Annotated in this window: 24 protein-coding genes; 20 read left to right on the forward strand and 4 right to left on the reverse strand. The window is 44.7% G+C overall.

From position 1 onward, the window contains the following. Positions 1-2: 2 nt before the first annotated feature. The 12 genes from DCMF_RS01275 to arsM all read left to right on the forward strand — a co-directional run bounded on the left by DCMF_RS01275 (position 3) and on the right by arsM (position 7,354). On the forward strand, positions 3-296 hold the full coding sequence (locus DCMF_RS01275; protein ID WP_148132751.1) for a 4Fe-4S dicluster domain-containing protein: 294 nt from the start codon (positions 3-5) through the stop codon (positions 294-296). Beyond that, positions 289-1,146 carry a putative zinc-binding protein gene (locus DCMF_RS01280; protein WP_148132752.1) on the forward strand — a complete coding sequence of 286 codons (858 nt, stop codon included), beginning with the start codon at positions 289-291 and terminating at the stop codon, positions 1,144-1,146. The genes DCMF_RS01275 and DCMF_RS01280 overlap by 8 nt, the downstream gene beginning before the upstream one ends. Next, entirely contained in the window at positions 1,139-1,540 is a 402-nt protein-coding gene (locus DCMF_RS01285; RefSeq protein ID WP_335582379.1) for a putative zinc-binding protein, read from the forward strand. The genes DCMF_RS01280 and DCMF_RS01285 overlap by 8 nt, the downstream gene beginning before the upstream one ends. 2 nt (positions 1,541-1,542) lie before the next feature. Next, positions 1,543-1,959, forward strand: a complete 417-nt coding sequence (locus DCMF_RS01290) for a putative zinc-binding protein (protein WP_148132754.1) — start codon at positions 1,543-1,545, stop codon at positions 1,957-1,959. 19 nt (positions 1,960-1,978) lie between these two features. Next, positions 1,979-2,980 carry a lipoate--protein ligase gene (locus DCMF_RS01295; RefSeq protein WP_148132755.1) on the forward strand — a complete coding sequence of 334 codons (1,002 nt, stop codon included), beginning with the start codon at positions 1,979-1,981 and terminating at the stop codon, positions 2,978-2,980. 111 nt (positions 2,981-3,091) lie between these two features. Then, positions 3,092-3,466, forward strand: a complete 375-nt coding sequence (locus DCMF_RS01300) for an ArsR/SmtB family transcription factor (protein WP_236860157.1) — start codon at positions 3,092-3,094, stop codon at positions 3,464-3,466. A 112-nt stretch (positions 3,467-3,578) separates the two neighbouring features. Beyond that, positions 3,579-3,902, forward strand: a complete 324-nt coding sequence (locus tag DCMF_RS01305) for a carboxymuconolactone decarboxylase family protein (protein ID WP_148132756.1) — start codon at positions 3,579-3,581, stop codon at positions 3,900-3,902. 135 nt (positions 3,903-4,037) lie between these two features. Continuing rightward, entirely contained in the window at positions 4,038-4,256 is a 219-nt protein-coding gene (locus tag DCMF_RS01310; protein WP_148132757.1) for a hypothetical protein, read from the forward strand. Between the two features lie 211 nt (positions 4,257-4,467). Next, entirely contained in the window at positions 4,468-4,794 is a 327-nt protein-coding gene (locus tag DCMF_RS01315; RefSeq protein WP_214659011.1) for an ArsR/SmtB family transcription factor, read from the forward strand. 83 nt (positions 4,795-4,877) lie between these two features. Next, complete coding sequence (arsB, locus tag DCMF_RS01320) at positions 4,878-5,933, forward strand: ACR3 family arsenite efflux transporter (protein WP_148132759.1); 1,056 nt, start codon at positions 4,878-4,880, stop codon at positions 5,931-5,933. Between the two features lie 10 nt (positions 5,934-5,943). Next, positions 5,944-6,492 (forward strand): MarR family winged helix-turn-helix transcriptional regulator, encoded by a 549-nt coding sequence (locus DCMF_RS29990; RefSeq protein WP_214659012.1) that lies wholly within the window; start codon positions 5,944-5,946, stop codon positions 6,490-6,492. Between the two features lie 58 nt (positions 6,493-6,550). Further along, positions 6,551-7,354, forward strand: coding sequence for an arsenite methyltransferase (gene arsM / locus DCMF_RS01330; RefSeq protein WP_148132760.1), 804 nt, complete (start codon positions 6,551-6,553; stop codon positions 7,352-7,354). Between the two features lie 147 nt (positions 7,355-7,501). On the opposite strand, the gene DCMF_RS01335 is transcribed toward arsM, so the two are convergent. Genes DCMF_RS01335 through DCMF_RS01345 form a run of 3 tightly spaced genes read right to left on the reverse strand, consistent with a single transcriptional unit; the run spans position 7,502 to position 9,079 of the window. Then, positions 7,502-8,095, reverse strand: a complete 594-nt coding sequence (locus tag DCMF_RS01335; RefSeq protein WP_214659014.1) for an AfsR/SARP family transcriptional regulator — start codon at positions 8,093-8,095, stop codon at positions 7,502-7,504. 1 nt (position 8,096) lies between these two features. After that, a complete protein-coding gene (locus DCMF_RS29015; RefSeq protein ID WP_214659015.1) occupies positions 8,097-8,642 on the reverse strand; it encodes a winged helix-turn-helix domain-containing protein in 546 nt (181 codons plus the stop codon). A gap of 20 nt (positions 8,643-8,662) precedes the next feature. Continuing rightward, positions 8,663-9,079 carry a hypothetical protein gene (locus tag DCMF_RS01345; protein WP_148132763.1) on the reverse strand — a complete coding sequence of 139 codons (417 nt, stop codon included), beginning with the start codon at positions 9,077-9,079 and terminating at the stop codon, positions 8,663-8,665. Positions 9,080-9,625: 546 nt separating this feature from the next. On the opposite strand from DCMF_RS01345, the gene DCMF_RS01350 reads away from it, so the two are divergent. The 7 genes from DCMF_RS01350 to DCMF_RS01380 all read left to right on the forward strand — a co-directional run bounded on the left by DCMF_RS01350 (position 9,626) and on the right by DCMF_RS01380 (position 18,938). Further along, positions 9,626-11,881, forward strand: coding sequence for an ABC transporter permease subunit (locus DCMF_RS01350; protein WP_148132764.1), 2,256 nt, complete (start codon positions 9,626-9,628; stop codon positions 11,879-11,881). Between the two features lie 173 nt (positions 11,882-12,054). Continuing rightward, positions 12,055-12,351 carry an STAS domain-containing protein gene (locus DCMF_RS01355; RefSeq protein ID WP_148132765.1) on the forward strand — a complete coding sequence of 99 codons (297 nt, stop codon included), beginning with the start codon at positions 12,055-12,057 and terminating at the stop codon, positions 12,349-12,351. 12 nt (positions 12,352-12,363) lie between these two features. Then, the gene (locus tag DCMF_RS01360) at positions 12,364-14,136 is read left to right on the forward strand and encodes an MATE family efflux transporter (protein WP_148132766.1); all 1,773 of its coding nucleotides are present in this window, start codon (positions 12,364-12,366) and stop codon (positions 14,134-14,136) included. Between the two features lie 35 nt (positions 14,137-14,171). After that, positions 14,172-16,232: a SpoIIE family protein phosphatase gene (locus DCMF_RS01365; protein WP_148132767.1), complete on the forward strand. Its 2,061-nt coding sequence runs from the start codon at positions 14,172-14,174 to the stop codon at positions 16,230-16,232. Beyond that, complete coding sequence (locus DCMF_RS01370) at positions 16,229-17,590, forward strand: hypothetical protein (protein ID WP_148132768.1); 1,362 nt, start codon at positions 16,229-16,231, stop codon at positions 17,588-17,590. Before DCMF_RS01365 ends, DCMF_RS01370 begins: the two co-directional genes overlap by 4 nt. Positions 17,591-17,630: 40 nt before the next feature. Next, entirely contained in the window at positions 17,631-18,032 is a 402-nt protein-coding gene (locus DCMF_RS01375) for an ATP-binding protein (protein WP_148132769.1), read from the forward strand. A 201-nt stretch (positions 18,033-18,233) separates the two neighbouring features. Continuing rightward, positions 18,234-18,938 carry an S-layer homology domain-containing protein gene (locus DCMF_RS01380; protein ID WP_148132770.1) on the forward strand — a complete coding sequence of 235 codons (705 nt, stop codon included), beginning with the start codon at positions 18,234-18,236 and terminating at the stop codon, positions 18,936-18,938. 140 nt (positions 18,939-19,078) lie between these two features. Here the strand turns inward: DCMF_RS01380 and DCMF_RS01385 are convergent, their stop codons facing one another. Further along, entirely contained in the window at positions 19,079-19,636 is a 558-nt protein-coding gene (locus DCMF_RS01385; RefSeq protein ID WP_148132771.1) for a DoxX family membrane protein, read from the reverse strand. 394 nt (positions 19,637-20,030) lie between these two features. Here DCMF_RS01385 and DCMF_RS01390 point away from each other — a divergent pair, with 394 nt between their 5' ends. Continuing rightward, positions 20,031-22,259: a sigma 54-interacting transcriptional regulator gene (locus DCMF_RS01390; protein WP_148132772.1), complete on the forward strand. Its 2,229-nt coding sequence runs from the start codon at positions 20,031-20,033 to the stop codon at positions 22,257-22,259. Positions 22,260-22,623 lie beyond the last annotated feature (364 nt).

Consider the following 22,623-nt stretch of genomic DNA (forward strand, 5'->3'; position numbering starts at 1 on the left):
AGATGGGTGAAAATACCTTTATGGGCGTGCCCCGGGATAAGATTGATTGGGCACCGGCCATTGATTATGTCAAGTGCGATTACTGTATGGAATGTGTGAAGTTCTGTCCTCACCAGGTTTTTGAAGTAAGGGAAAACGAAGAGAAACGGCTTATTGTAAAAAATCCGCACAATTGTGTGGTATTCTGCCGGGCCTGCGGAAAAACCTGTGGCCCCGATGCCCTCGCTTTTCCTAATAAAAATGAGACGACAAAAAGAATCAAAGAAATCAGGAAGGAGTTGGGGGGAAGTGAGTAAAACCTATGCCATCCTTCCCTGCAATGGATTAGACAAACCGGCGGGATCTTTAACCAGAGAAATTGCTCTGCGGCTGACGGAGCAGACCGGGAGTGAAATACTTTGTCCGGTCCTGTACCGGGTATCGGATAGCCGGTACAACCAGATAGCGGCAGAAAAACCTCTTGCGGTGATTGACGGATGCGGTACCCGCTGTGCCTCGAAGCTTGCTGCGGAAAAGGGATTGAAAATTGCTGAAAAGATTAATATTACCGAGGAGAGCAAGAAGTACAATATTAAAATTGGCCCTTCTTCAAGAATGGGACCAAACGAGTTGCTCCTATGTGATTTAATCGTAAAGAGCCTATTTGAAGAAAAACCGAAAGAAGAGCAGAAAGCGAAAGAAGCAGTTGTTTTCCCGACGGAATTTGAGTATGAACGATATCAAAAAGACAAATTTATTTTCCGGGTTCCCCAACAAGGTTTCTACTTTAACGAAAATGATTGCTGGGCCTATGTAGTCGGCAATAAAGCCCGGATTGGTGTTACCGACTTTGTGCAAAAGAGCCTCTCGGATATTATGTTTTTTACTCCTCCATCCATTGGCAGTGAAATAGAGCAGTTTGGTGAAGCAGGTTCTATTGAGTCAGGGAAAGCGGTCTTTGAAATTATTTGCCCGGTTTCCGGGATCGTTACCGCAATCAATGATCAACTGTTGGATTATCCTGAATACATTAATGACAACCCCTATGAAAAAGGGTGGATCGTGGAGTTAAAATTAATAGACTTTGAAAGTGACAAAGAGCTTTTATTGGACACCGAAAGTTATTTCAAGATCATGAAAAGGAAGGTCGATGAGTTTCATGTCTAAGAAGGTAAAAGTAATCCCGTGCAGTGGCATCGGTAAGGTCCATGGCCTGTTAGCCCGGGAAATGGCCTTAAAGATTGCTCAGGAGATTTGTATTGAAGAAGCTGAAACAGACTGCCTGGCCCATATTGTCACCGGAGATCAGGAGATTTCAGACCGGATCAAAGATGGGAAATGTATGACCATAGACGGCTGTCCCAAAATGTGTGCTGCCAAAAGTGTAGCCTACATTGGCGGAAATATTGCAGAAAAATTCCGGGTAGTAGACGCTTTGAAAGAATACCGGGGAGCGGCGCCGGGTAGTGCTACTGCTCTTAATGAAGAAGGTTGGAAGATTGTTGATGAGACATCGGAAAAATTAGCAGCCCGAGTGAGGGAAATTTACAGGGAGGAATAGAAATGGAACTGGTTAAAATTGGAGTCATTTCGTGCAGTGGGGAAGACTGTTTTGGAGGAACCGTCTCACGTTTAGCGACAAGAAAAATTCTTGAGAGAATTCGTTTAGGAGAAGCGGTCACCATTTGTTTACCACTATTTATTGCCGGAGGGGAAGAAGAACGGGGATTTGCTCAAGCACACCCTACAATTACCGTTGACGGCTGCGGAAAATGGTGTGCCAAGAGGGCTACGGAAAAACTAAGCGGAAAGGTCAGTGATGTTGTCCAGGTAGCGGATATCATTGGGCAAAAGACTGCCGAAGGTCCGGCGCTTTCTACCCGAAACGTAACCAAGGAACACATGGAAATGGTTGATCAAGTAGTGGAAGACATCCGGATCAAATTTGACCGTATCGCTGACGGCTATTACAAAAAATAGGTTAAGCCGGGGGAAAAACATGATTTATGAGAAACCGAAAACATGCATATACAAATCTGTGTCATCTGATCCGTGGGTAAATCAGGCTTTGGAAGAATACCTTTTGAAACAGTGTTCCCCGGAGAGGATCATACTTTATTTATGGCAAAATGACAAAACGGTGGTCATCGGCAGAAACCAAAATGCCTGGAAAGAGTGCCGCCATCTTGAACTGGAAAAGGACGGGGGAAAACTTGCCCGCCGGTTATCAGGTGGGGGAGCTGTGTATCACGACTTAGGCAACTTAAACTTTACTTTTGCGATGAACAAAAGGCATTATGATTTGTCAAAACAGTTAGGGGTAGTTTTACGGGCCTTAAACAGGCTTGGGTTGAAGGGGGAATTTTGGGGGAGAAACGATCTGGTCATTGAAGGTAAAAAGTTTTCCGGCAACGCATATTATTTTCATCGGGAGAATGCTTTGCATCATGGGACGATCCTGGTTCATTGCGATTTAATGAAACTTAGTCGTTACTTGCAGGTATCCCAGGAAAAAATTATTTCGAAAGGGGTTGATTCTGTCCGGTCAAGAGTAGTTAACCTATCGGAGATTTCTGAATCGATCACCTTAAGTGATGTGGCAAAAAGTATGGAGGAGAGCTTTCATGATATCTACGAGGGGGATGCCCAACCAATAGCAGTTGACCAAGATAGTTTTAATATCGGGCCATTGGTGGAAAAGTATTCCTCTTGGGAATGGCGCTTTGGTAACACTCCTCAATTTGATATTTCCTTAAGCCAACGTTTCAGTTGGGGAGAGATAGAAATCGGATTTTGCCTAAAAAGCGGTTACATTGATGCCGTGAAAGTTTTTTCTGACGCTCTGGAAGAAAGATTAATCAGAGACATCAGGAAAAGTTTAGAAGGCTGTTTATTTAAAAAGGACAGCATGCTTGACCGGATTAAAAATGTGAGGGCTCAATCTGACAAGCAACAAATGGTCCATGATGTTACCCGATGGCTTGAGGCAAAAGAATTATAAGGGATCATAGCTGCCGTTCACTTACTCTCTGATTTGCAGAGGTTGAGATTAAGTTGTAGAATATTCTGGTAATAAGTAAATTAGTATATGATGAAAGAGAGTGAGTCAATTTTGGACAAAAGAATATATAAAGCATTTAAAGCCCTCGGTGAACCTACCCGGTTGAAAATTATTAAGATGCTTTCTGTTCAGGGTATGTGTGTTTGTGAATTAAGCGAAGTACTGGATATGCTTCAGCCCAGGGTTTCTCAACACCTAAAGATTTTGAAAGACGCGGAACTGGTCGTTGAAAACAAGGAAGGGTATTTTATCTGTTATACCTTAAATACTGCGGAATTAGCTAGTTTATGGAAGGAATTTTTTACATTCCTGGGAGCAGATCTGACAGATTTGCCTGGCTATGAGAAAGAAATTGCCCGCATGGGTACCTTGGCATGCAATGAAAAAATCAAGGAAATAAAAGAAAAATTGAAAAAAGAATGCTGACGTTGTGTATATCTTCGTAACAATTAAACGTTCGGAGGTGATGGCAAGAGTCAGAGCATCGGGACTATTCTTTAGAAGTAAAGCGATTAAAAAAGGGAGAGGTGTATGATCAATGAGGATGCTGGCGGAATTGTTTCCGGAATTTGCCCAAAAGTTGGATGAAATTGACGAGTTATACAAAGAGAAACGGCTGATTGATGAAAAAACCTATCAGTTTATTTGTTTTGCCGTATCCATTAAGGCAAGATCCAAACCTTGTGTGATTAAACATTTTAAAGGTGCGCTAGATGCAGGTGCTACTCCCAGGGAATTAGCTTACATATTTGCTCTTGTCATGCGGGAGGCTGCTGGTGCAGATGATTGCTGGACCCATGATGTACTAGGAGATTGGACCGAAATTGTTGCGGGCAACGTGGATTGTGGTTGTCAAAAATAAATTGTTTTTCGCATGCGCAGTGAACGCAAATTCTAATAGGGAAGAACTTTACTCCGGTATAGTTCTTACATAGGCAGGCTCTTTTCCTTTCATGATTTTAGTGTACCAGTACTTGTTTAGGTAGGGGGTATTCTCATGGGAAGATGTATAGATTGTGGAATTTTAATCCGAACGGAGCCGCATAAATGTTATCGATACAATACGGAGCTTTCCGAACAGGAGATTTTAAGAGAAAGAGACTGCCTATTCTTTACCGAACCAGAGTATGATGACGGAGAGCCTGTACCACCCAGTCAGTTGGTCCTATTAAAAGAGTTGGATATCAAAAGCAGAAAAATGCAAGGGCCGGTTTAAGATAGAAGACTTAAAGGAAGTATCGCTCGAGCACCCCTTTTGGGGTGTTTTTAAAATTCGCACAAAGTGAATGACTAAATTTTGTGGCCCCTGGGCCCATTTTTTATAAAACATATTGATATTTTTCTATATGGGGCATAGAATAATGATATAGATATATTTCTATATCATAGAACATTATCTATATCAGTTCACGAGGATGGGGTGAATAATGGTTATTTATCGTGAATACGTTCCCGTTTTTAAAGCTCTTGCCGATGAAACAAGATTGAAAATTATCGACATGCTTTCCTGCGGAGAACTTTGTGCCTGCAAGATATTGGAGAGTTTTCATATTACCCAGCCTACCTTGTCTTATCATATGAAAATCTTGACCGAGAGCGGTATCGTGATAGGACGCAGAGAGGGAGCCTGGATGCATTATTCTTTGGATCAAAAGAGAATGGAAGAAATAAAAACGTTTTTGAGTGATTTAAGTCAAGATGACGAAAACTGTATTTGTAAAAGTATCAATTGGGATGGTGAAAAGTGTAAATAACTTTTACGAGAACAAAAGGAATGGTAGCATCGTATTTTACCACACGATCATCGATAAGATTATTTTTTAAGGAGGAAAAATCGATGGGTGAGCATGTTTCCGCAAAATTAGGTTTTCTGGACCGATTTTTAACATTATGGATTTTTCTTGCCATGGCAATAGGGGTGGGAATTGGCTATGTATTTCCCGGAGTCGCTGATTTACTAAATAAGTTTTCCGTAGGAACGACATCCATTCCCATCGCCGTAGGATTAATCGTGATGATGTATCCCCCTCTGGCCAAGGTAAGATATGAGGAACTGGGAAAAGTATTTAAAAACAGGAAGGTAGTAACCCTTTCGTTGGTTCAAAACTGGATCATTGGTCCGGTGTTCATGTTTATTTTAGCGATCATCTTCCTGCATAATTATCCGGAATATATGGCAGGTTTAATTCTAATTGGCCTGGCGCGCTGCATTGCCATGGTTATTGTTTGGAACAGTCTTGCGAGAGGTGATTCAGAATACGCTGCTGCATTGGTAGCATTAAATTCTATTTTTCAAGTGATTTTCTTTTCCTTTTATGCCTATATTTTTATTACACTGTTGCCTCAATGGATCGGCATGAAGGGAATGGTCGTGCATATTTCCATGGGTGAAGTGGCAAAAAGCGTAGCTGTTTATCTGGGAATTCCCTTCGTTGCAGGTTTCTTAACACGCTATTTTCTTGTGCCGGCCAAAGGAAAAGAATGGTATGAAAAAACATTTGTACCGAAAATCAGCCCGATAGCCCTGATTGCTTTGCTTTTTACGATTGTTGTCATGTTTTCATTAAAAGGAAACTACATTATTAAGTTGCCCATGGATGTAGTAAGAATTGCTATACCTCTGGTGATCTACTTCTTAGTGATGTTTTTAGTCTCCTTTTATATTAGCCATCGGATGGGTGTTAATTATGAGCAGACAACAACTTTATCTTTTACTGCGGCAAGTAATAACTTTGAGTTAGCCATCGCAGTTGCTGTAGCGGTATTTGGCATTGAATCAGGCCAGGCTTTTGCGGCTGTAATAGGTCCCTTAATCGAGGTCCCGGTAATGATTTGGCTTGTCAATGTGGCTCTTGGTTTTAAGAAAAAATATTTTTCGAAAGCATCCATGTAACCTTTTTCAGATGGAAACCAGGATTAAAAAATGGCAAAAATTTTTTATAAGGATATTTGCACAATACTTGCACAATACAAGTAAATGTTCTATACTGTATCTAGAGGTGAAAAAATTGGAAGATGTCAATGAGTTGATTCATCTTTTCGTACGCCGATATGGATTACTCAATGCAAATTGTTGTGAGTCTTGTTGCGGGCAGGATGTATCGCTGGTCCAAAGCCATATATTGTACGAAATAAAAAGAAAGAAGAACCCATCCATGCAAAGTGTGGCCGATGAACTTGGCATCGACATCACTACTTTCAGTCGGCAAATCAAATCATTGGTGACGAAAGGACTGATCGAAAAAGCTTTGGATGAAGAGGATAAAAGAGTAAATGTATTAAGTCTAACTAGTGAAGGAGAAAGGGTATCTCTACTATTGCGTCAATATATGGAGAAACACATAGAACGTGTTTTTTCCTTCATGACGGAATTTGAGAAAGAATCGGTAATCCATTCTTTAAAATTACTGACTTGGGCGTTGACAAAAGCCGGGCCTTGTTGTACAGACTAAATTTTTTAAGAATATACTTGCAAAATGCAAGTAAAGATAAAGAAAAGGGGCGCTGATAATGGATTTTAATGTGAAGGAAACGGTGAAAGAGAAATATGGTAATATTGCCAAAAATGTTACCGGAGTGAAAAAGAGCAGTTGTTGCAGCAGTCCGTGTTGCGGAGAAGATATCTCCGCAGGATTATATGATATGGAAACCATCAAGAATTTGCCTCAAGAAGCTGTTAATGCCTCACTTGGTTGTGCCAATCCATTACTCTTTGCCGGTCTAAAAGAAGGGGAAATAGTTCTTGATTTAGGAAGCGGAGGAGGAATCGATGTATTTCTTGCCTCAAAATATGTAGGAGATGCCGGAAAAGTCTACGGGCTTGACATGACAGATGAAATGTTGGAGCTGGCGAATAGAAATAAAGAAACGGCAGGTATCACCAATGTATCCTTTTTAAAAGGGTACATAGAAGAGATTCCTTTGCCGGATGAGTCGGTTGATGTGATTATGTCAAACTGTGTGATTAATCTGTCCGAAAATAAGGAAAAGGCACTTTCCGAAGCTTACCGGGTACTTAAAAAAGGCGGGAGACTGGCTATTGCAGATATTGTTACTTTGAAAGATATTCCCAGTGAAGCGAAAAAAAATGCTGAAATGTGGGTTGGGTGCCTGGCTGGTGCGTTGAATGCAAATGAGTATAAAAAATTATTAAGTACTGTTGGGTTTGAAGAAATTAAAGTTGACCCTATTCATGTTTATACCAAAGAAATAATTTTAGACTTGGCTAAACCGTTCGGTTTTGATACAAAAAGCATTGGTTTAGACGCCATTGATGGGGCATTTGCCGGGGCAGCGATTAAAGCAAGGAAATAATTGAAAGCTTACCCTTTCGGTTAAATAAGAAGGGTCCCAACAATTGCCGTGGGGCCCTTTTTCCTTTTAAATCGGACTTTACCAAATTTTATTAAATTTCCTTCCTCAGTGTGAAATATTCAGCAATGAAAAGATTAAGTACATTGCCTAGGTCTTGCAATATTTTACAGCTTCCTCATAAATTCTGCGGTACTTTATCCTTTTTGGCACGGCCCAGAGCGCCTCAAAGCCGGAGAGATATTCCCCTTTGTAAAGAGAGAGGATTTTTTGAGCGGTATCGATACAGGGCTGCTGTTCAAAAGCGCTGCAGGCCGCTTCAAACAAATCGATATCGGACGTGATTTCGTCCCGACAGAGGATGTAATGCTTTTGATGGTTCACCACAGAAAGGGAAATGCCAAGGCCGGCAAGGTCTGTTCTGATGTGGGTAATATTGACATCGATCAATTTTTTGATATTCCGGGATTCGGAGTCAAACCAGATGGCTTCATAGATCTGCTCCTTCGTGGCCCCATCGTCGCCCGCGTCAATAAGAAATGCCAGAAGCTCGCGCTCTTTTTTGGAGCGCATTTTTACCGGCCTCTTTCTGTTTTTACAGGCAAAAACGGAGAAACCGCCAAAGGTTTCAATATAGATTTTCTTTTCCCCAAAGCCTGCCAGATCCATCATCTGCCTTGCAAAATCAGGTTCGATGTCATTGGCGAGGGCGTACTGAAGAATAATCCCGTACCGGTCTCGCATTTTAAAATAACTGTATATTCCGTTTCGGGAGCATAGCTGAAGGCAGCGGCTTGCTGGTGAAAAGCGCGTGGTACCGGAACACGGTGCCGCTGGTCCTGATCGTAAAAATATTGCGCGCGGCCAGGCTGTCCAGAATAAGCCTGGCGTTTTGGATGCCCAATACAGCATTCAGCATCGGCGCATCCAGTTCCTCAAAGCAGGCGGTGGTGTGCAGAAAATCCACCACCTCCGGCGCGAGGCGCAGGATGCATTCATGAAGGAGGTATTCATACAGCGTATCATGACCGTGGGATGGGGTCGCCCCAGGTGAAATGCCGTTTTGAAAAAGCACCTTAAAGGAACCGAAGGCCAGAGGCCATCCTTCTGCCAGCGCGTAAAGATGGTCGTCATCAAAGCCAATAAAACGCGCTGCCTCATCCTTGGTAAATTGCATTTCCTTTTGCGTAAGTTCCAGAATTTTCCCTCGCGCCCGCAGGGCCGCCAGTCCCGGCCAGGGAATCTCGCGGCTGCCCAGGCAAAGCCGCACGTTTTCCGGCAGGTATTTCATGATGTAAGCAATAAGCTCTCTTAACCCGGGATCGTTAATGGTATGGAGGTCATCCAGAAGGATGGCAAAGCTGCCGAAAGCTTTTCCAGGCTGTTTAAAAACGCATTGGCAAGGAGCGTGATGAAATTCTCTCTGCCCTCAAAGGGCATAAATTCCGAGGTGGAAAAGCGGTAACCCTGAAACACCCGGCCCACAGCCTCGCTTAATAAGCCGACAAAAGTGAAAATCTCATTTTTCCCGTCAAGCGAAATCCAAACAGCAATCTTATAGGAGCCCGCTATTTGTGCAAGCAGCGTAGTCTTTCCGTAGCCCGCTCCGGCATGAATATAGATAAGTCTTTTGGGACTTTGAAGAATGGTGTCCAAAAGCTCCTGGCGGACAAGTCCCCCCGGAGTCGCTTTCGGGCACGTCAGCCTCACGCCTGCAATGCCGCTCATTTCAGATACCCCCATAAAATTGTTTTGACTCTCTTGCTATATCATAGGTCTGTTAATTAAAAAGGAAATGTTAGAAAAAAGTCGAATTTAATATTTTTGTTAACTATTTTGTTAACCGTTGGTTTTATATAATATATATGGTAATCCCGTGAAATGGAGGTAGTACTGAATAACTGACAGAAACTTTTCCAGTGGAGCCGGAGAGGCGTGCAGATTCACCGTACCAGAGACCCGATTTCCCCGCAGAGGAAAATGCTATGTAAAAAGTAAAGCCCTGTCAGGGGAGGAATGTCATCCGGTCTGTAACTTCTGCACCATATGGACCTCGCTCCCCGACAGTGAAAGTCTTGCGGTGACACATATTTTCAAATGTTCCTTGTGCGGATACGACAAACGGGCAAAGAAAGAGGTCGGGAATAAATGAAGAAACCAATAAAGTTGTCATAAAGGAGAGGGTCGCTTGTGAACATGAAAGAGGTAAAAATGGAAAAAGCAGAGGAAGCCATTAAGAATTTCTAGCTTAAATTTTCGTAAAGGGGAAAAATAATGGGGAATAAAATACTGAGAATAGTGCTTGTCCTTATTCTTGTTTTCTCATTGGCTGGCTGCAGAAACGAGAGCGGACAGACAACCGGAGCCGACGATAACAGCGGCAAGCTAAATACCGTTGATGACCTCAAAGATAAACGGATTGGGGTTTTGTTAGGCGGTATTCACGACGATTACGCAAATAAGACTTATCCTGATGCCACCGTCTTGCAGTATAAAAGCCAATCCGACCTGATTCTTGCCGTAAAGACAGGAAAGGTCGACGCGGCTTTCTATACCCACGAATCACTGCTGACGATGATGCGGGAGGACGATAAGCTGGCTTTTTTAGGGCAGAATCTGTTTAGAGTGCCCATGGGCATGGGCTTTAACCAGAACAATGATGCCTTGCGGGAAGAGTTCAACACATTTTTAGCTGAAATCAAAAATAACGGCGTTTATGACGACATGGTCAAGAGATGGATCACCGACGGAACCACAGAAATGCCGGTGCTAGAAAACCCCAAAAACAACGGCCGTCTCGTCGTGGGTGTCGTCAGCGACAAAGGGATGCCTTTTGCCATTGTGAAAAACAACAAAATAGTTGGTTTTGATATTGAAATGGCAGAAAGATTTGCCGCTTATTTGGGAAAAGAACTTGTTCTGGAGGACATGGAATTCAGCAGCCTGATTTCCGCTGCTGCCGGCAATAAGATTGATATGATCGACAGCACCCTGGTGATCACGGAAGAAAGAAAGAAGCAGATTGATTTTTCCGACCCCTATTATGAATTAGGGGCAAGCGTCTTTGCCCTGAAAAAAAATATCGCCCGCTATGACGACAGTAGTCAAGAAAATGGGGCGATGACGCTGGATGATTTAAAAGATAAGCGGATCGGAGTTTTGACCGGCTCGGCAGGCGACAATGCCGCCCGGCAGAGATTTCCCCAGGCCCAAATATTTGATATGAACAATATTATTGATGCCGCTGGGGCACTGAGTAGCAACAAGATCGATGCAGTTGTCTTTGAGCGCACCACCCTCCAAGATATTGCCAAACAGAATCCGGATTTAGAACTGATCAAGGAGCCGGTACAATTAGTTGATGTGGCTATTGCCCTAAAGAAAGACAATCCCCTTTTATTAAATTCGGTAAACCAGGCCATCACAGATCTGGAGAATCAAGGAACTCTGGATGAGATGAAAAAGCGCTGGTTTACCGAAGGTAATTTGCCGGCCATGCCCCAGTTTGATCCTCCTGCTGCCCAGGAAACCTTGCGCGTGGGCACCGAGGCACTGATGCCTCCCTTTGAATTTGTCACCGGCACCAATGAAGTGAGCGGTTTTGATATCGAGCTGGCAGAGCGTATCGGCCAGGCCCTGGGCAAAAAGGTAGTCGTTGAGAATATGAACTTTTCCGCCCTGATACCGGCCCTGCAATCCGGCAAAATTGATCTGGCTATTTCCTGCTTTAATGTAACCGAGGAACGCAAACAAAAGGTTGATTTCTCCAGGCCCTATCATACCAGTGATACGGCGGCGATGGTAAAAAAAGCGGTAAACGTTTCCCAGTTCCGTAAAATCTTCGGCAATATCAAAACCAGTTTCTACAGCAATATCATCATGGAGCAGCGTTACCTGCTGATCGTTGACGGCTTGAAAATAACTGTCCTCATCTCGTTGCTTTCCGTAATTTTTGGTACGCTGCTGGGGGCCCTCATCTGTTTCATGCGCATGGCGAAAAACCAGGTCCTGAGCAGGATGGCCCGGGTTTACATCTCCATCTTGCGGGGAACTCCGGTGCTGGTCCTGTTGATGCTCGTTTTCTATGTGGTGTTTGCCTCGGTAGATATTAACCCGGTACTGGTGGCGGTGATCGCCTTTGGTATGAACTTTGGCGCCTATGTTTCCGAAATGTTCCGCACCGCCATCGAAAGTGTTGACAAAGGACAAAGGGAGGCCGGGATTGCCGGTGGTTTTACCGCCCTGCAAACCTTCCTCTATATTATCATGCCCCAGGCGGTGAGACAGGTGCTGCCGGTCTATAAGGGGGAGTTTATCTCCCTGGTCAAAATGACTTCTGTTGTTGGGTATATCGCCGTCCAGGACCTGACCAAGGCCAGCGACATCATCAGAAGCCGCACCTTTGACGCCTTCTTCCCCCTGGTAATGGTGGCGGTGCTCTATTTTATCATCTCCGGGCTGTTGGCCCTGGCCCTGGACTATATCGGCCTGAAAACAGACCCGAAAAGAAATCGTAAACAGGTGGTGTAAGCCTATGATTTATGTCTAAAGAAAATGTAAGGTTGTTTGATGAAGAAGGCACTGAGGAAAGCAAGGTTCCCGAATATAAATAAAAATGCCAAGAAGGCATGTCTGATGCCAGAAAGGCTCTGTGTAACGGACACAGATCATCTAAAATAAACATAAATGAGGGAGATGTCAATATGAATATCAATAAGACACTGGATGGAAGTAAATTAACCTTATCTCTTGCAGGCAGGCTGGACAGCAATACCGCCCCCCTGCTGGAGACGGAACTGAAAGCAAGCCTGGAAGACATAACGGAACTGGTAATGGATTTTGCCGAACTGGTCTACCTGTCCAGTGCGGGGCTTCGCGTCATTCTCACCGGACAGAAGCAGATGAATAAGCAGGGCAAAATGGTGCTTGTCAATGTCAATGAAACAGTGATGGAGATTTTTCAGGTAACCGGTTTTGCAGAAATTCTCACCATCGAGTAAGAATGAAAGGGCATGATGAAGGATAATTACTACTTAATCAGTAAAAGTTTTCAAAGATACCTGGTCCCGTCCATATTGGCTATTCTGGGCGGGAATATCAGCTTCATGGCTGACCATATCATCGCCGGAAAAGTACTGGGAAGTAATGCCCTCGCTGCCATGAGTATGGTAAATCCTTTATTTTTCCTGTTCACAACGCTGGGGACCCTGATTTGTGTCGGCTCTTCCACCATGGCATCTATTTGTTTAGGCAAAGAGGATAGGCATACGGCAAATAAACTTTTCACCCTTACTGCGCTGCTGGTTTTGATTTTGGGCGGATTAATCAGCATTACAGGATACCTATTTCTGAATCCTCTCGTAAACCTCATCAGTGATGGAAAAGAACTTCATGCCATGGTTTATGAGTATTGCCGGGGACTGATACCGGGTTCAATCTGCATTATGGCTGTCTACCTTCCCTTGAACTTTTTCCGGATTGAAGGGAGAGGCCATCTGGGCATGATGATGTTTCTCATCATGGCCGTGCTGGACATTGGGCTGGACCTGTATTTTACCCTTGTGCTGGGGATGGGGATGTTTGGCCTGGCCATTGCAACGGTCTTCAGTTCTCTGATTGCAGTGATCGTGATGTTTCCTTTCCTTTTCACCAAGGGAGGATACCGCTTCGTATCCATTGGTAAATCCATACGGCTGGTAAACGGTATCCTCATTGTCGGAAGTCCCCCGGCCCTAAACAACTTTTATTCCGTGATCAGGACATTTATCTTAAATATGCTGATCTTAGCCTTTGGAGGACCCGTTGCGGTAGCCGGCTTTGCCTTTGTCAACAGCGTCAATACGCTGGCCCAGGCAATTGTTTCCGGGATTGCCCAAACAGTATCCCCTTTGGTTGGCGTGTTTTACGGTGAACATGATGTCATCAGCATCCGGAAAGTATTTACCCTTGCCATCAAATTTGGCCTTGCCTCCATGGTGGTATTTAGTATTCTTATCTCCGTATTTGCCCGACAAATCTGTCTCTTGTTCGGACTGACTTCCACCGGGCAGCAGCAGATCGCGATTCCTGCCCTCGTCATATGTTCCCTTAGTCTGACTGGGGTTATGGTGAACCAGATATTAGGCTACTATTACATGACCATAGGCAGAACAAAAATAGCCAACCTGCTTACGCTGTGCAGAGGGCTTTTATTCATCGTCTTGGCGGCTTTGATGCTGTCGCAAGTATGGGGACTTTACGGGATTTGGATTAGTTTTTCCGTGAGCGAGCTTTTAACCCTTGCCATCGTTATGATCACTGCCAGGCAAACGCTCCGCAGGGAGAGGGAGTTGAGCGGAGTGCTTCTGCTGAACCACCGTGACGTCGATGAAGGAAGATTTATTTCTTTTTCCGTGGATACCAATGTGGAGGCGGTCATGGAAAGCTCAGATAAAATAAGCGATTTCTGTGAAAACTGCCGCCTGAATCCCAAACAATCAATGGTGATCAGCTTAGCCATTGAAGAAATACTCCTATTAATGCTGAAACAGGTATTTGAAGGCAAAGATCATGATTCCATTGATGTGAAGATCTTTGTCCGGGATGACAGGGTTATCATGCGGTTCCGGTGCGGGGGCAGAAAATTCAACCCTCTTGAATACTATAAGACAGCCATGGAAAAATCCCATGGGCCTGAGGACCTTGATACGGATGAAAGCATGGGTCTTAAGCTCATTTCTAAGATGGCAAAGAAGGTAGATTATTCCACGAATCTCGGTCTGAACAACATTATTATCAGGCTTTAATAACTACAATTTAGGTACAAGTAAGGAGGTTAATCATGCGCATCGGCAAAAAAATCTTATTATCTCTCTTGGGATTAGCCTTATTGGTCACCATCCTGTTGGGGGCAGTGTCATTTTATGGATTTTCTGATATTAAAGCAACGTTTCAGGAAGAAAACAAGACCGCCATTGATGAACTCTACAAGAAAAATGTGGCGGAAATAACCCAGAGCAGCTCCAAACTGGCTATTTCTCTGGCAAACTACAATGCTCAGACCATTAACATAGATTTTGAGAGAATTATGGGCGAACTCAAAACCATGAAAGGTGATATTGAGACCCTCTATAAAAATGGCGGGACCACCGATTATACCTCCCTCAGCAGATATGAGGAGTATATTATCTCCCAGGCGGCAAACCCCAGCAAGAAGGAAATAGATCAGACACTGAAAACCTTGAGTGCGGCTACACCTATGTTTGACAATATCTTACGCATTGAGCCGAAGATTTCCTTAGCCTACCTGGTACTGGAAAACGGCATGGTTATTTCCAGCTCCGATACCTTTTACGAGGCGGTAGAAAAAGCGGATATGCGCACAAGAGCCTGGTATAAGGATGCCGTAGCGGCAGGTACTGTCCACTGGTCCGATCTTTACTCAGGTACGGATTCCAGAAGTTATGTCACGTGCGCTACTCCGGTTTATGATCAAAAGGGCACCCTCATCGGGGTACTGGCCTTTGATCTTCGCGTCAGTGAAATCTCGGAAAAGGTGCTAAACGTAGAAAACAGTTCTTATATCGCTTCATTTATTATGAACAGGAACGGAACCGTGCTGCTCAGTTCACTGGACCTGGAAGAGACGGCAAACAAACCGTATTTTCAAAAATTGATCAGCAGCATGGATTTAAAAACAGCCAAATCCGATTATTATGCCGACGACAGTTCCATCATCGGTTATGCCCCCATCAAATCCACGGATTGGCTTTTGGTTACGGTGCTGGATTTTAACTTAATGATGGCGCCGGTACAATCTGTGGCCAAGTCCGTATCCGCTACGGGAGCGAAAATGGCACAGGTGATCACAGAAGAGACAACGAAGGTGCTGGTCGTTTTCCTGATGATCATTCTGGCCCTCGTACTCCTGGTATTTATCACCGCCACTCGCCTGAGCAAGTCGATCACCAAGCCCGTGGAAATCTTAGCCAACGGAGCGAAAGTAATTGGAGAAGGCAACCTGGATTATGAATTTGCCGACCTGGGCCGTGATGAGATGGGCATGCTGGCGGCAACCATTAATGGGATGACTGTTCGCCTCAAAGAGTATATGGGACAGGTGGCAAAAGCTGCCGCGGAAAAGCAGCGATTGGAATCCGAGCTTGACGTCGCCAGGAGCATCCAGCTGGGCATGCTGCCCAAAAGGATTGACTGCCCGGGTTATGACGTCTCCGGCATGATGCTTCCGGCCAAAGAGGTAGGAGGAGACTTCTATGATTTCTTCCTGGTCGGTGAGGATAAGCTCTGTTTTGTGGTGGCAGACGTTTCGGGAAAGGGAGTCGGCGCGGCCCTGTTTATGACCATTGCCAAGATGGTCATTAAAACGGCGGCACAGGCAAATAATGTCACGGTAAATGAGCTTTTAGGCATCGCCAATAACCTGCTCTGCCAGGAAAATCCTGCTGAGCTTTTCGTGACGGCTTATGTGGGCATCATGGATATTGATACCGGAGAGGCTTCTTATGCCTGTGCCGGGCATAATCCCCCTGTGATCAGTCACAGAGACGGCACAGTTGAATTTATTCCTGTTAAAAACAAACTTCCTCTTGCGGCAATGGAAGAAACAAAATACCCCATCATGCACATGCGGCTTTTGGAAGGGGAGACCTTAATCTTATATACGGACGGCGTTACAGAGGCAACCAATAGGGAAAATGAACTGTATGGGGATGCCCGTTTGCTGAGTATTGTGAAAGAGCTGCATGGGGCGACCATACATGAAGTGATTCATGGCGTCAAAGCAAATGTGGATCTATTTGTTGCCGAAGCCCCCCAATTTGACGATATTACCATCGTGGCCATTCGAAGAATAGGGAAAGAGGAAGAGAGAATCTCAAGATGAACAACAGAGCTGAAGAATTGATCTATGATCATTTTATAGATAAATTTCTTGGGAAAACAGAACAGTGTGTGGGTGTGGAAATTGAACTGCCTGTGCTGAATCTGGCCAGGCAGCCGGTGGAACCGGAATTTTCCCAAGCCATGGTTGATCTATTGGTACACCGGTTTCAATTCAGGCCGACCGGATTCACTCTGGAGGGTTTTCCTAGCGAAGCAGTCAATGACAAGGGAGATGTCTTTTCCTTTGAAACCAGCTTTAACACCATTGAATTCTCCATGGGAAAAGAAAGAAGTGTTATCGAAATAGCCGATCGTTTCTATCCGTATTTAAGGGCTTTAAAAGAGCTTGAGAAATCACACCATCATCTCATATGCGGAATGGGTACAAATCCTTATGCGGAATATGCGGACAGCAAACCACTGCATACGCCGGCTCTGACGGCCAAATCCCAGTTCTTAAAAAAATTCACCACCCATCATGACGGCGAAATCTTTCATGCATTTTCTGCCGCAACACAGACACATCTTGACGTCAGGCTTCCGGACCTTCCAAACCGGCTGAACCTGCTGGGAAAGTTAGCCTTTGCGGATGGCATACTTTTTGCCAATTCCCTTCCCTTTCCCTATGGACAAACCGGTGCTTGGAAAGCTAAGCTTCCCTTAAGCCTGGTCCAGGAAATGGGAGACCATACCTTGTGTTTCCGGGATACCCTCTGGCGGTTATGTGAAGCACCCAATACCGCTGCTTATGATCAGGACTACCGTTCTATTGAAGATGTGGCAGGTCACTTGATGGATCTGAAGATCTTTTTAGTAAGTGATGGTAACGATGGATTTAGGCCGATCCGGCCCGTTAAATTCTCCGATTATTTCCAGGATCAGGACAAGCCGGAGCAGGACGTCTTATGCTTTCGCTCCCTTGAGCCCATTGCGGTCAGCAAACATGGAACCATTGAAATAAGGCATACTTGCACCCAACCCCTGTCGGAGATTTTTATCCCCACTGCTTTTTACACGGGCATTTCAGAAAATTATGGAGAAGCCGCGGAACTCGTCCAGGAATTTTGGCGGGAAAACAAGATTGCCATGACCAACTCGGAACTACGCTGCCAGGCAGTGCACCAGGGAAGGATTGCCCCCCCGGAAAACATGCATTATTTTATGAAAAACCTGGTCACTATTTCCTGGGAAGGGTTAAAGAAAAGAAATTTTGGCGAAGAAAAATATCTGGCCCACCTGATCCAGGCAGATGATCTCATGGAATGTCCTGCTAAAAGGCAGCTGCGTTTACTGCAAGAGGGCTTAACCTATCAAGAAATTATTTTGGCATACAGCGCAGTAGATACCTGCAAAAATTAAGGGCATCGGAAAACGACGAAAAAAGCGAGGGAAGAATCAAATGGACTATCAATATAAAAAAACCATTGCTGATTTTGATTTAGAGATGCTGAACAGGGAAATTGAAGCACTTTGTGCGGAAAACGAACTATTATCGGCCAAGCTGTGTACCCTTCAATTGATCATCGAAGAGCTTGCTACCAATATTATCAAATACGGCGGCAAAACCGGAAAAGATCACAGCTTAGAAATCAACATCTACACCGAGAAGGAGAAGATCGTGCTCATCATATCCGACAATACCGCTGCCTTTAACCCTCTTGAAGCGGAAGATCCTGATATCACCCAATCTTCAGAAGAGAGGAAGATTGGCGGCCTGGGTCTTTTCCTTGTGCGAAAAAAAGTTCAATCCCTCACCTATGAGAACAAGAATGGCCTGAACATTGTGAAGGCCGTGATCTGATCAGCACCCGGGTAAGAAAACTTGAGCAGATGTTGAGAATATGGCCTAATTCCCCACCAGAGCAGGGGTAGAAAAAGTCCTCTCCAGGATGAAACACATCCTTGGAGAAAAATATCCGGTTAGCAAAAAAGAGGAGGGAAACTTTTTTTGCTCCAGGTCGTCTAAAAGGTATAACTTAAAAAATAGTGAAGGTGAATGGAAATGAATCTTAAATCGAAATTGGTTCCCTTTTCAACTGCTGCGATCCTGACGATAGCATTAGCGGGAAATAGTTTTGCAGCTACCACTCCTTTTAGAGACCTCTCCAATGTAAATGCCCAAGAAAAAATTATTGCCCTGCAAGAAAACGGATATGTCAAGGGTATTTCTGACGGCGTGTTTGCCCCTGATCATACGATTACAGCGGCGGAAGGCATTCAATTTATTGTCAATGCCTTAAAACTGAATATTGATTCGGTAAGATTCCTAAAAGAGCCGAAAGCCACAGATTATTATCCCAATGCGAACAACGACGCCTGGTATGCCAATACGCTGATTGTTGCTGCAGTGAACGGACTGGACCTTCCGGCTGATCTTGATCCGAGTCAGGAATGGACACGTGAAGAGTTTACGTACCATCTGATTCAAGCACTGGAACAAAAGGAAAATCTGCCCATGATCAATCTCGTTCCGGTTGAGATCGCCGATCAGGATCAAATCACAGTTGATTATCAAGGGGCCATTCAACGCGCCCTTGCTTATCATGTTGTTGAACTGGATGCAGGAGGAAACTTTTATCCCAAAGATAAAATCTCCCGTGCCGAAACCGCTGAACAAATCTATCAGGCCCTTGAATATGTCAAGGCCCATCCGGCACCGGCTCCAGATTCGACCGGGACGGAGACAGGTGAAACTTCTCTTGAATAGGTGTCCGGCACCAAAGATTTTCTTAAGGAACTATGGTAAAGACCATGGTTCTTTTTGCAAAAAGGTCTGCCCGTGGGCAGACCTTTCCAAATTCTATGATGGGAAGTTTAAATCTACAACTCCAATATGGTAGAGGATCCTCAGTTAGATAAGCTTTTCTCTTTTGGCACTGTGAAATCAAACCCATCGTATTTTTTGAATCTGAGTAGTCCTTCTAATCCAATCATCTCCGCATATTTGGCGAATTTCATCAGTGCCAAGTTTGTCCAAATATAACCGAAGTTGTTAAAGGACCCGCCGGCGATGAACTGCATATTCATGAACGTGCCGATTAAAGCAGCCCAGAATACTCGAACGCCCAGAATCAGGCATAGACCAACGCCGATTTCAAAAACAACGACCAGGACATCGGTCAATGCCGGCATCCCCAAAAAGACATGCTGGGCGATCCAGGCAAAACCTTGATTAATGGAAAAGGGATCAAAACGAGTCACATCGGGACCGGCAATATTGTTAACAAGGGTGTGAATTTTTTCTGCTGAATTGAGCGTGCCATCGCTGAACCATGCTAATTTGCCCCATCCGGATTTCAGCCAGGACCATCCATAAATGATTCTTCCCACTGTCAAAATGAGTACCAGTACGGAAACTTTCCAATCCTTTAATTCTGTTTTTACGGCCTGAACATAGGCAGCCATTTTGAAAACCTCCTTTGTAGTTTTGTCTTAATGAAAAATAAGAGCGGTAAAACTTCCCGGCGTCATGTTTATCACCCATAATGTCCTGCAAATATCATGCCAAGTCTGAAAGCCCGTTTTGACGGGGTTCTGCGCAGAAGGTGTTAACTAATTTTTCAATAAAGTTTACACGAAGGTGGAGGAGCATAAGTAAATAATATCATATATATTAACTTCGTAGGAATAGTTGACCTGGGAAACCCTCTTTTTGTATGATAGGGGTAAGAATAATCCTTATTTGAGAGGATACCTTTGATATTCTTATTTTATCACAAGGAAAAACGGGGAACAATAGACTGTTAACTGAACTGTTAACTCGGGAATCCAGGTTAACAGGAGAGGAAGGAGCGATGGGATGAGGCCTGAACTACTCAAAGCGTTTCCCAGATTTACCCGGTTAAATGCCCAAAATAAAATAGAGTTTGCCTGGAGAATGGAAGAGAGCATGCGGAACAGGATTGAAAAAGGCCTGCAGAATTTGCCGCAATGTCACGGGGATCCTGTTAAAGACTTTGGGAAGCTTGCCGGGCAGAAAAACATTCTGTCTGAGAAGGGCACCCTGGAACTCTATCAGGTTAACGGGAGTCTCAAGCATTTGGCCCTCCTTAATGAAGTACCGGCAGGAGAGGCCAGTCAAGGTTTTTTGGATGGGCTCTTTCCCGTGGACAATTTGATCGATTATGCAACGGCCCCCCAAACGATTATTAATATCATTGCGGACCGTGTGAAAGAATCTGTCCAGTTTGAGCGATTTGATCTTGTTCGGGTTAATCGTTCCTTACGCCGGTTCAATTACGAATATTCCATCGGGGTTGATATTGAAGGACGGGTTCAGACGGCTTATAAAGAGATTTCAAACTCAGGCCTGGCCTGGGTACTTTATCATGAAAAACCCTATCTTGTAGAGAATTTTCTTCCTGAAACCCACCATTTTAGCGAGGATCCTTGGCTCTATCAGACCGGCTTTCGTTCCATACTCCGGGTACCCATTATCTTTAATCGCGGGGTGATCGGGGCAATTTTGCTGGCCAGTGTGGAACCTGAACGTTTTCAGGTAGAAGATGCTCTGCTCCTTGAGAAGCTTGCCCAAGGGGTCGCTCCGGCTTTTTTTCATGCCGGGGTACAGGAGGAACAGGAATACCATACCTTGGCTGCCGCGACCTTGCTTCAGACCATCGCCGGGATGGGAAAGCTGGGGAGAACGACAGAGTTTTTCGATGCCTATTGCCAGGTATTAAGGCAGTTGGCTAAAACAGACCGGGTGGGCCTGTTTCTGATTGACGAGGAGGCGGACAAATACTGTTGTCTGGCAGAAGCCGGGAAGAAACTGGCGGTTTCCGGGGAGTGGCTTCCCATACGTAAGCTGCCCTTTCGGGAGATGCTTCAGTCCAAAAGCATTGTGGCCTTTAACCTTGCCGACCAGCGGCACATGTCTGTGGGTGAATTGCTTGGCCGGGGATTTACCGCTGTTCTCTATGCCCCCATTACAGACGCCAAAGGAAAGATTAGAGCCTGTCTGGGGACGGCTACCTCTGATGAAAGTGCCACCTCAAAGGAGATGGCGGGTTTGTTCAAAGTGGCCTGTGAACAATTGGCTTTCATTATGGCTCAGAGTATCTTGAATTTAGGAAATGACTCCAAAATGACCCGGGATGTTGCCGTCAAACCGCCCGGGTTTGAAGAAGTTATCGGCTCTTCGCAAACCATTCAGGAGACCATTCAAAAAGCGGCGGCAGTTTCTCAGTATGAATTCCCGATTCTTCTTTTAGGAGAGACGGGAACCGGGAAAGAGCTGTTTGCCAAAGCCATCCATCGTTCCAGTCCCCGGGCTAAGGGTCCTTTTATTGTGGTAAACTCTGCCGCGATTCCTGATAACTTGCTGGAATCGGAACTTTTCGGCTACAAAGAGGGCGCTTTCACAGGCGGGCTGAAAGGAGGAAAAAAAGGAAAAATCCTGCTCGCCCATGGGGGAACTCTCTTTCTCGATGAGATCGGGGAACTGTCCCTGGAATTACAGGCGAAGCTTCTGCGCGTGATTCAGGAAAAAGAGGTCGAACCGCTAGGTGCGGAAAAACCTGTCTCTATCGAGGTAAGGGTGATTTCGGCCACCCACAGAAATCTCAAGGAAATGGTAAAAAGGCAGGAATTTAGAGAGGACCTGTATTACCGGTTGAATAGCATTGAAATAAAAATTCCCCCGCTGCGGGAGCGGGGAGAAGATATTATTGAACTTGCGGAAAGCATGTTAGAAGAGCTGGCCAGGCGGAATAGCAAGCGCATGAAAAAGTTATCCCATGAAGCAGTCCAGGCGCTGCTGGAATATGATTTTCCAGGAAACATTCGGCAGTTGCAAAATGTTATGAACTGGGCCTTTGTGTTTGCCGATGATGATCTGATCAAAATGGAAGATCTGCCCGCTGAGATTAAAAAGAATATCAGAGAAAATGTAGCGGTGTCGGAGAAAGAAGAACTGGCCAGACTTTTAAAAGCCTTTCATGGGAACAAAACAGAACTGGCCAACTATCTGGGCATCACACGGACCGGTTTGTGGAAGAAACTGAAGCGTTTAGGCCTGCAAAAATAATAAAGTTGTTACGGACTGGGGATTTATAGCCCTTAAAATAATGCTTGACAAATAGCCTAAGATTTGATAGCATATCAAAAAATCGATTAAATGCGATGACAGGGATAACACTTTGCGGTATGTCGCTACAGAGAGCTGTTAGATGCTGAGAAACAGTGCGCAGAGTAATAGTGGACTCACCCTTGAGCAGTTAGGTGAAAGCTGCGGAATCTATGATGACGACTGCAGCAAGTAAGTGGGAACGGGTTTCTCGCCGTTATCACGAGAGAGCATTCGTCATTCTGACTGATGCTTAGAGGGGGTATGTTTCATACCAAAAGGAGTGGTACCGCGGGAGCGTAAGGCTTTCGTCTCTGGCAGAAAT

It is taken from the genome of Candidatus Formimonas warabiya (assembly GCF_002777255.1).
In the GTDB taxonomy this organism is placed as follows: domain Bacteria; phylum Bacillota; class Dehalobacteriia; order Dehalobacteriales; family Dehalobacteriaceae; genus Formimonas; species Formimonas warabiya.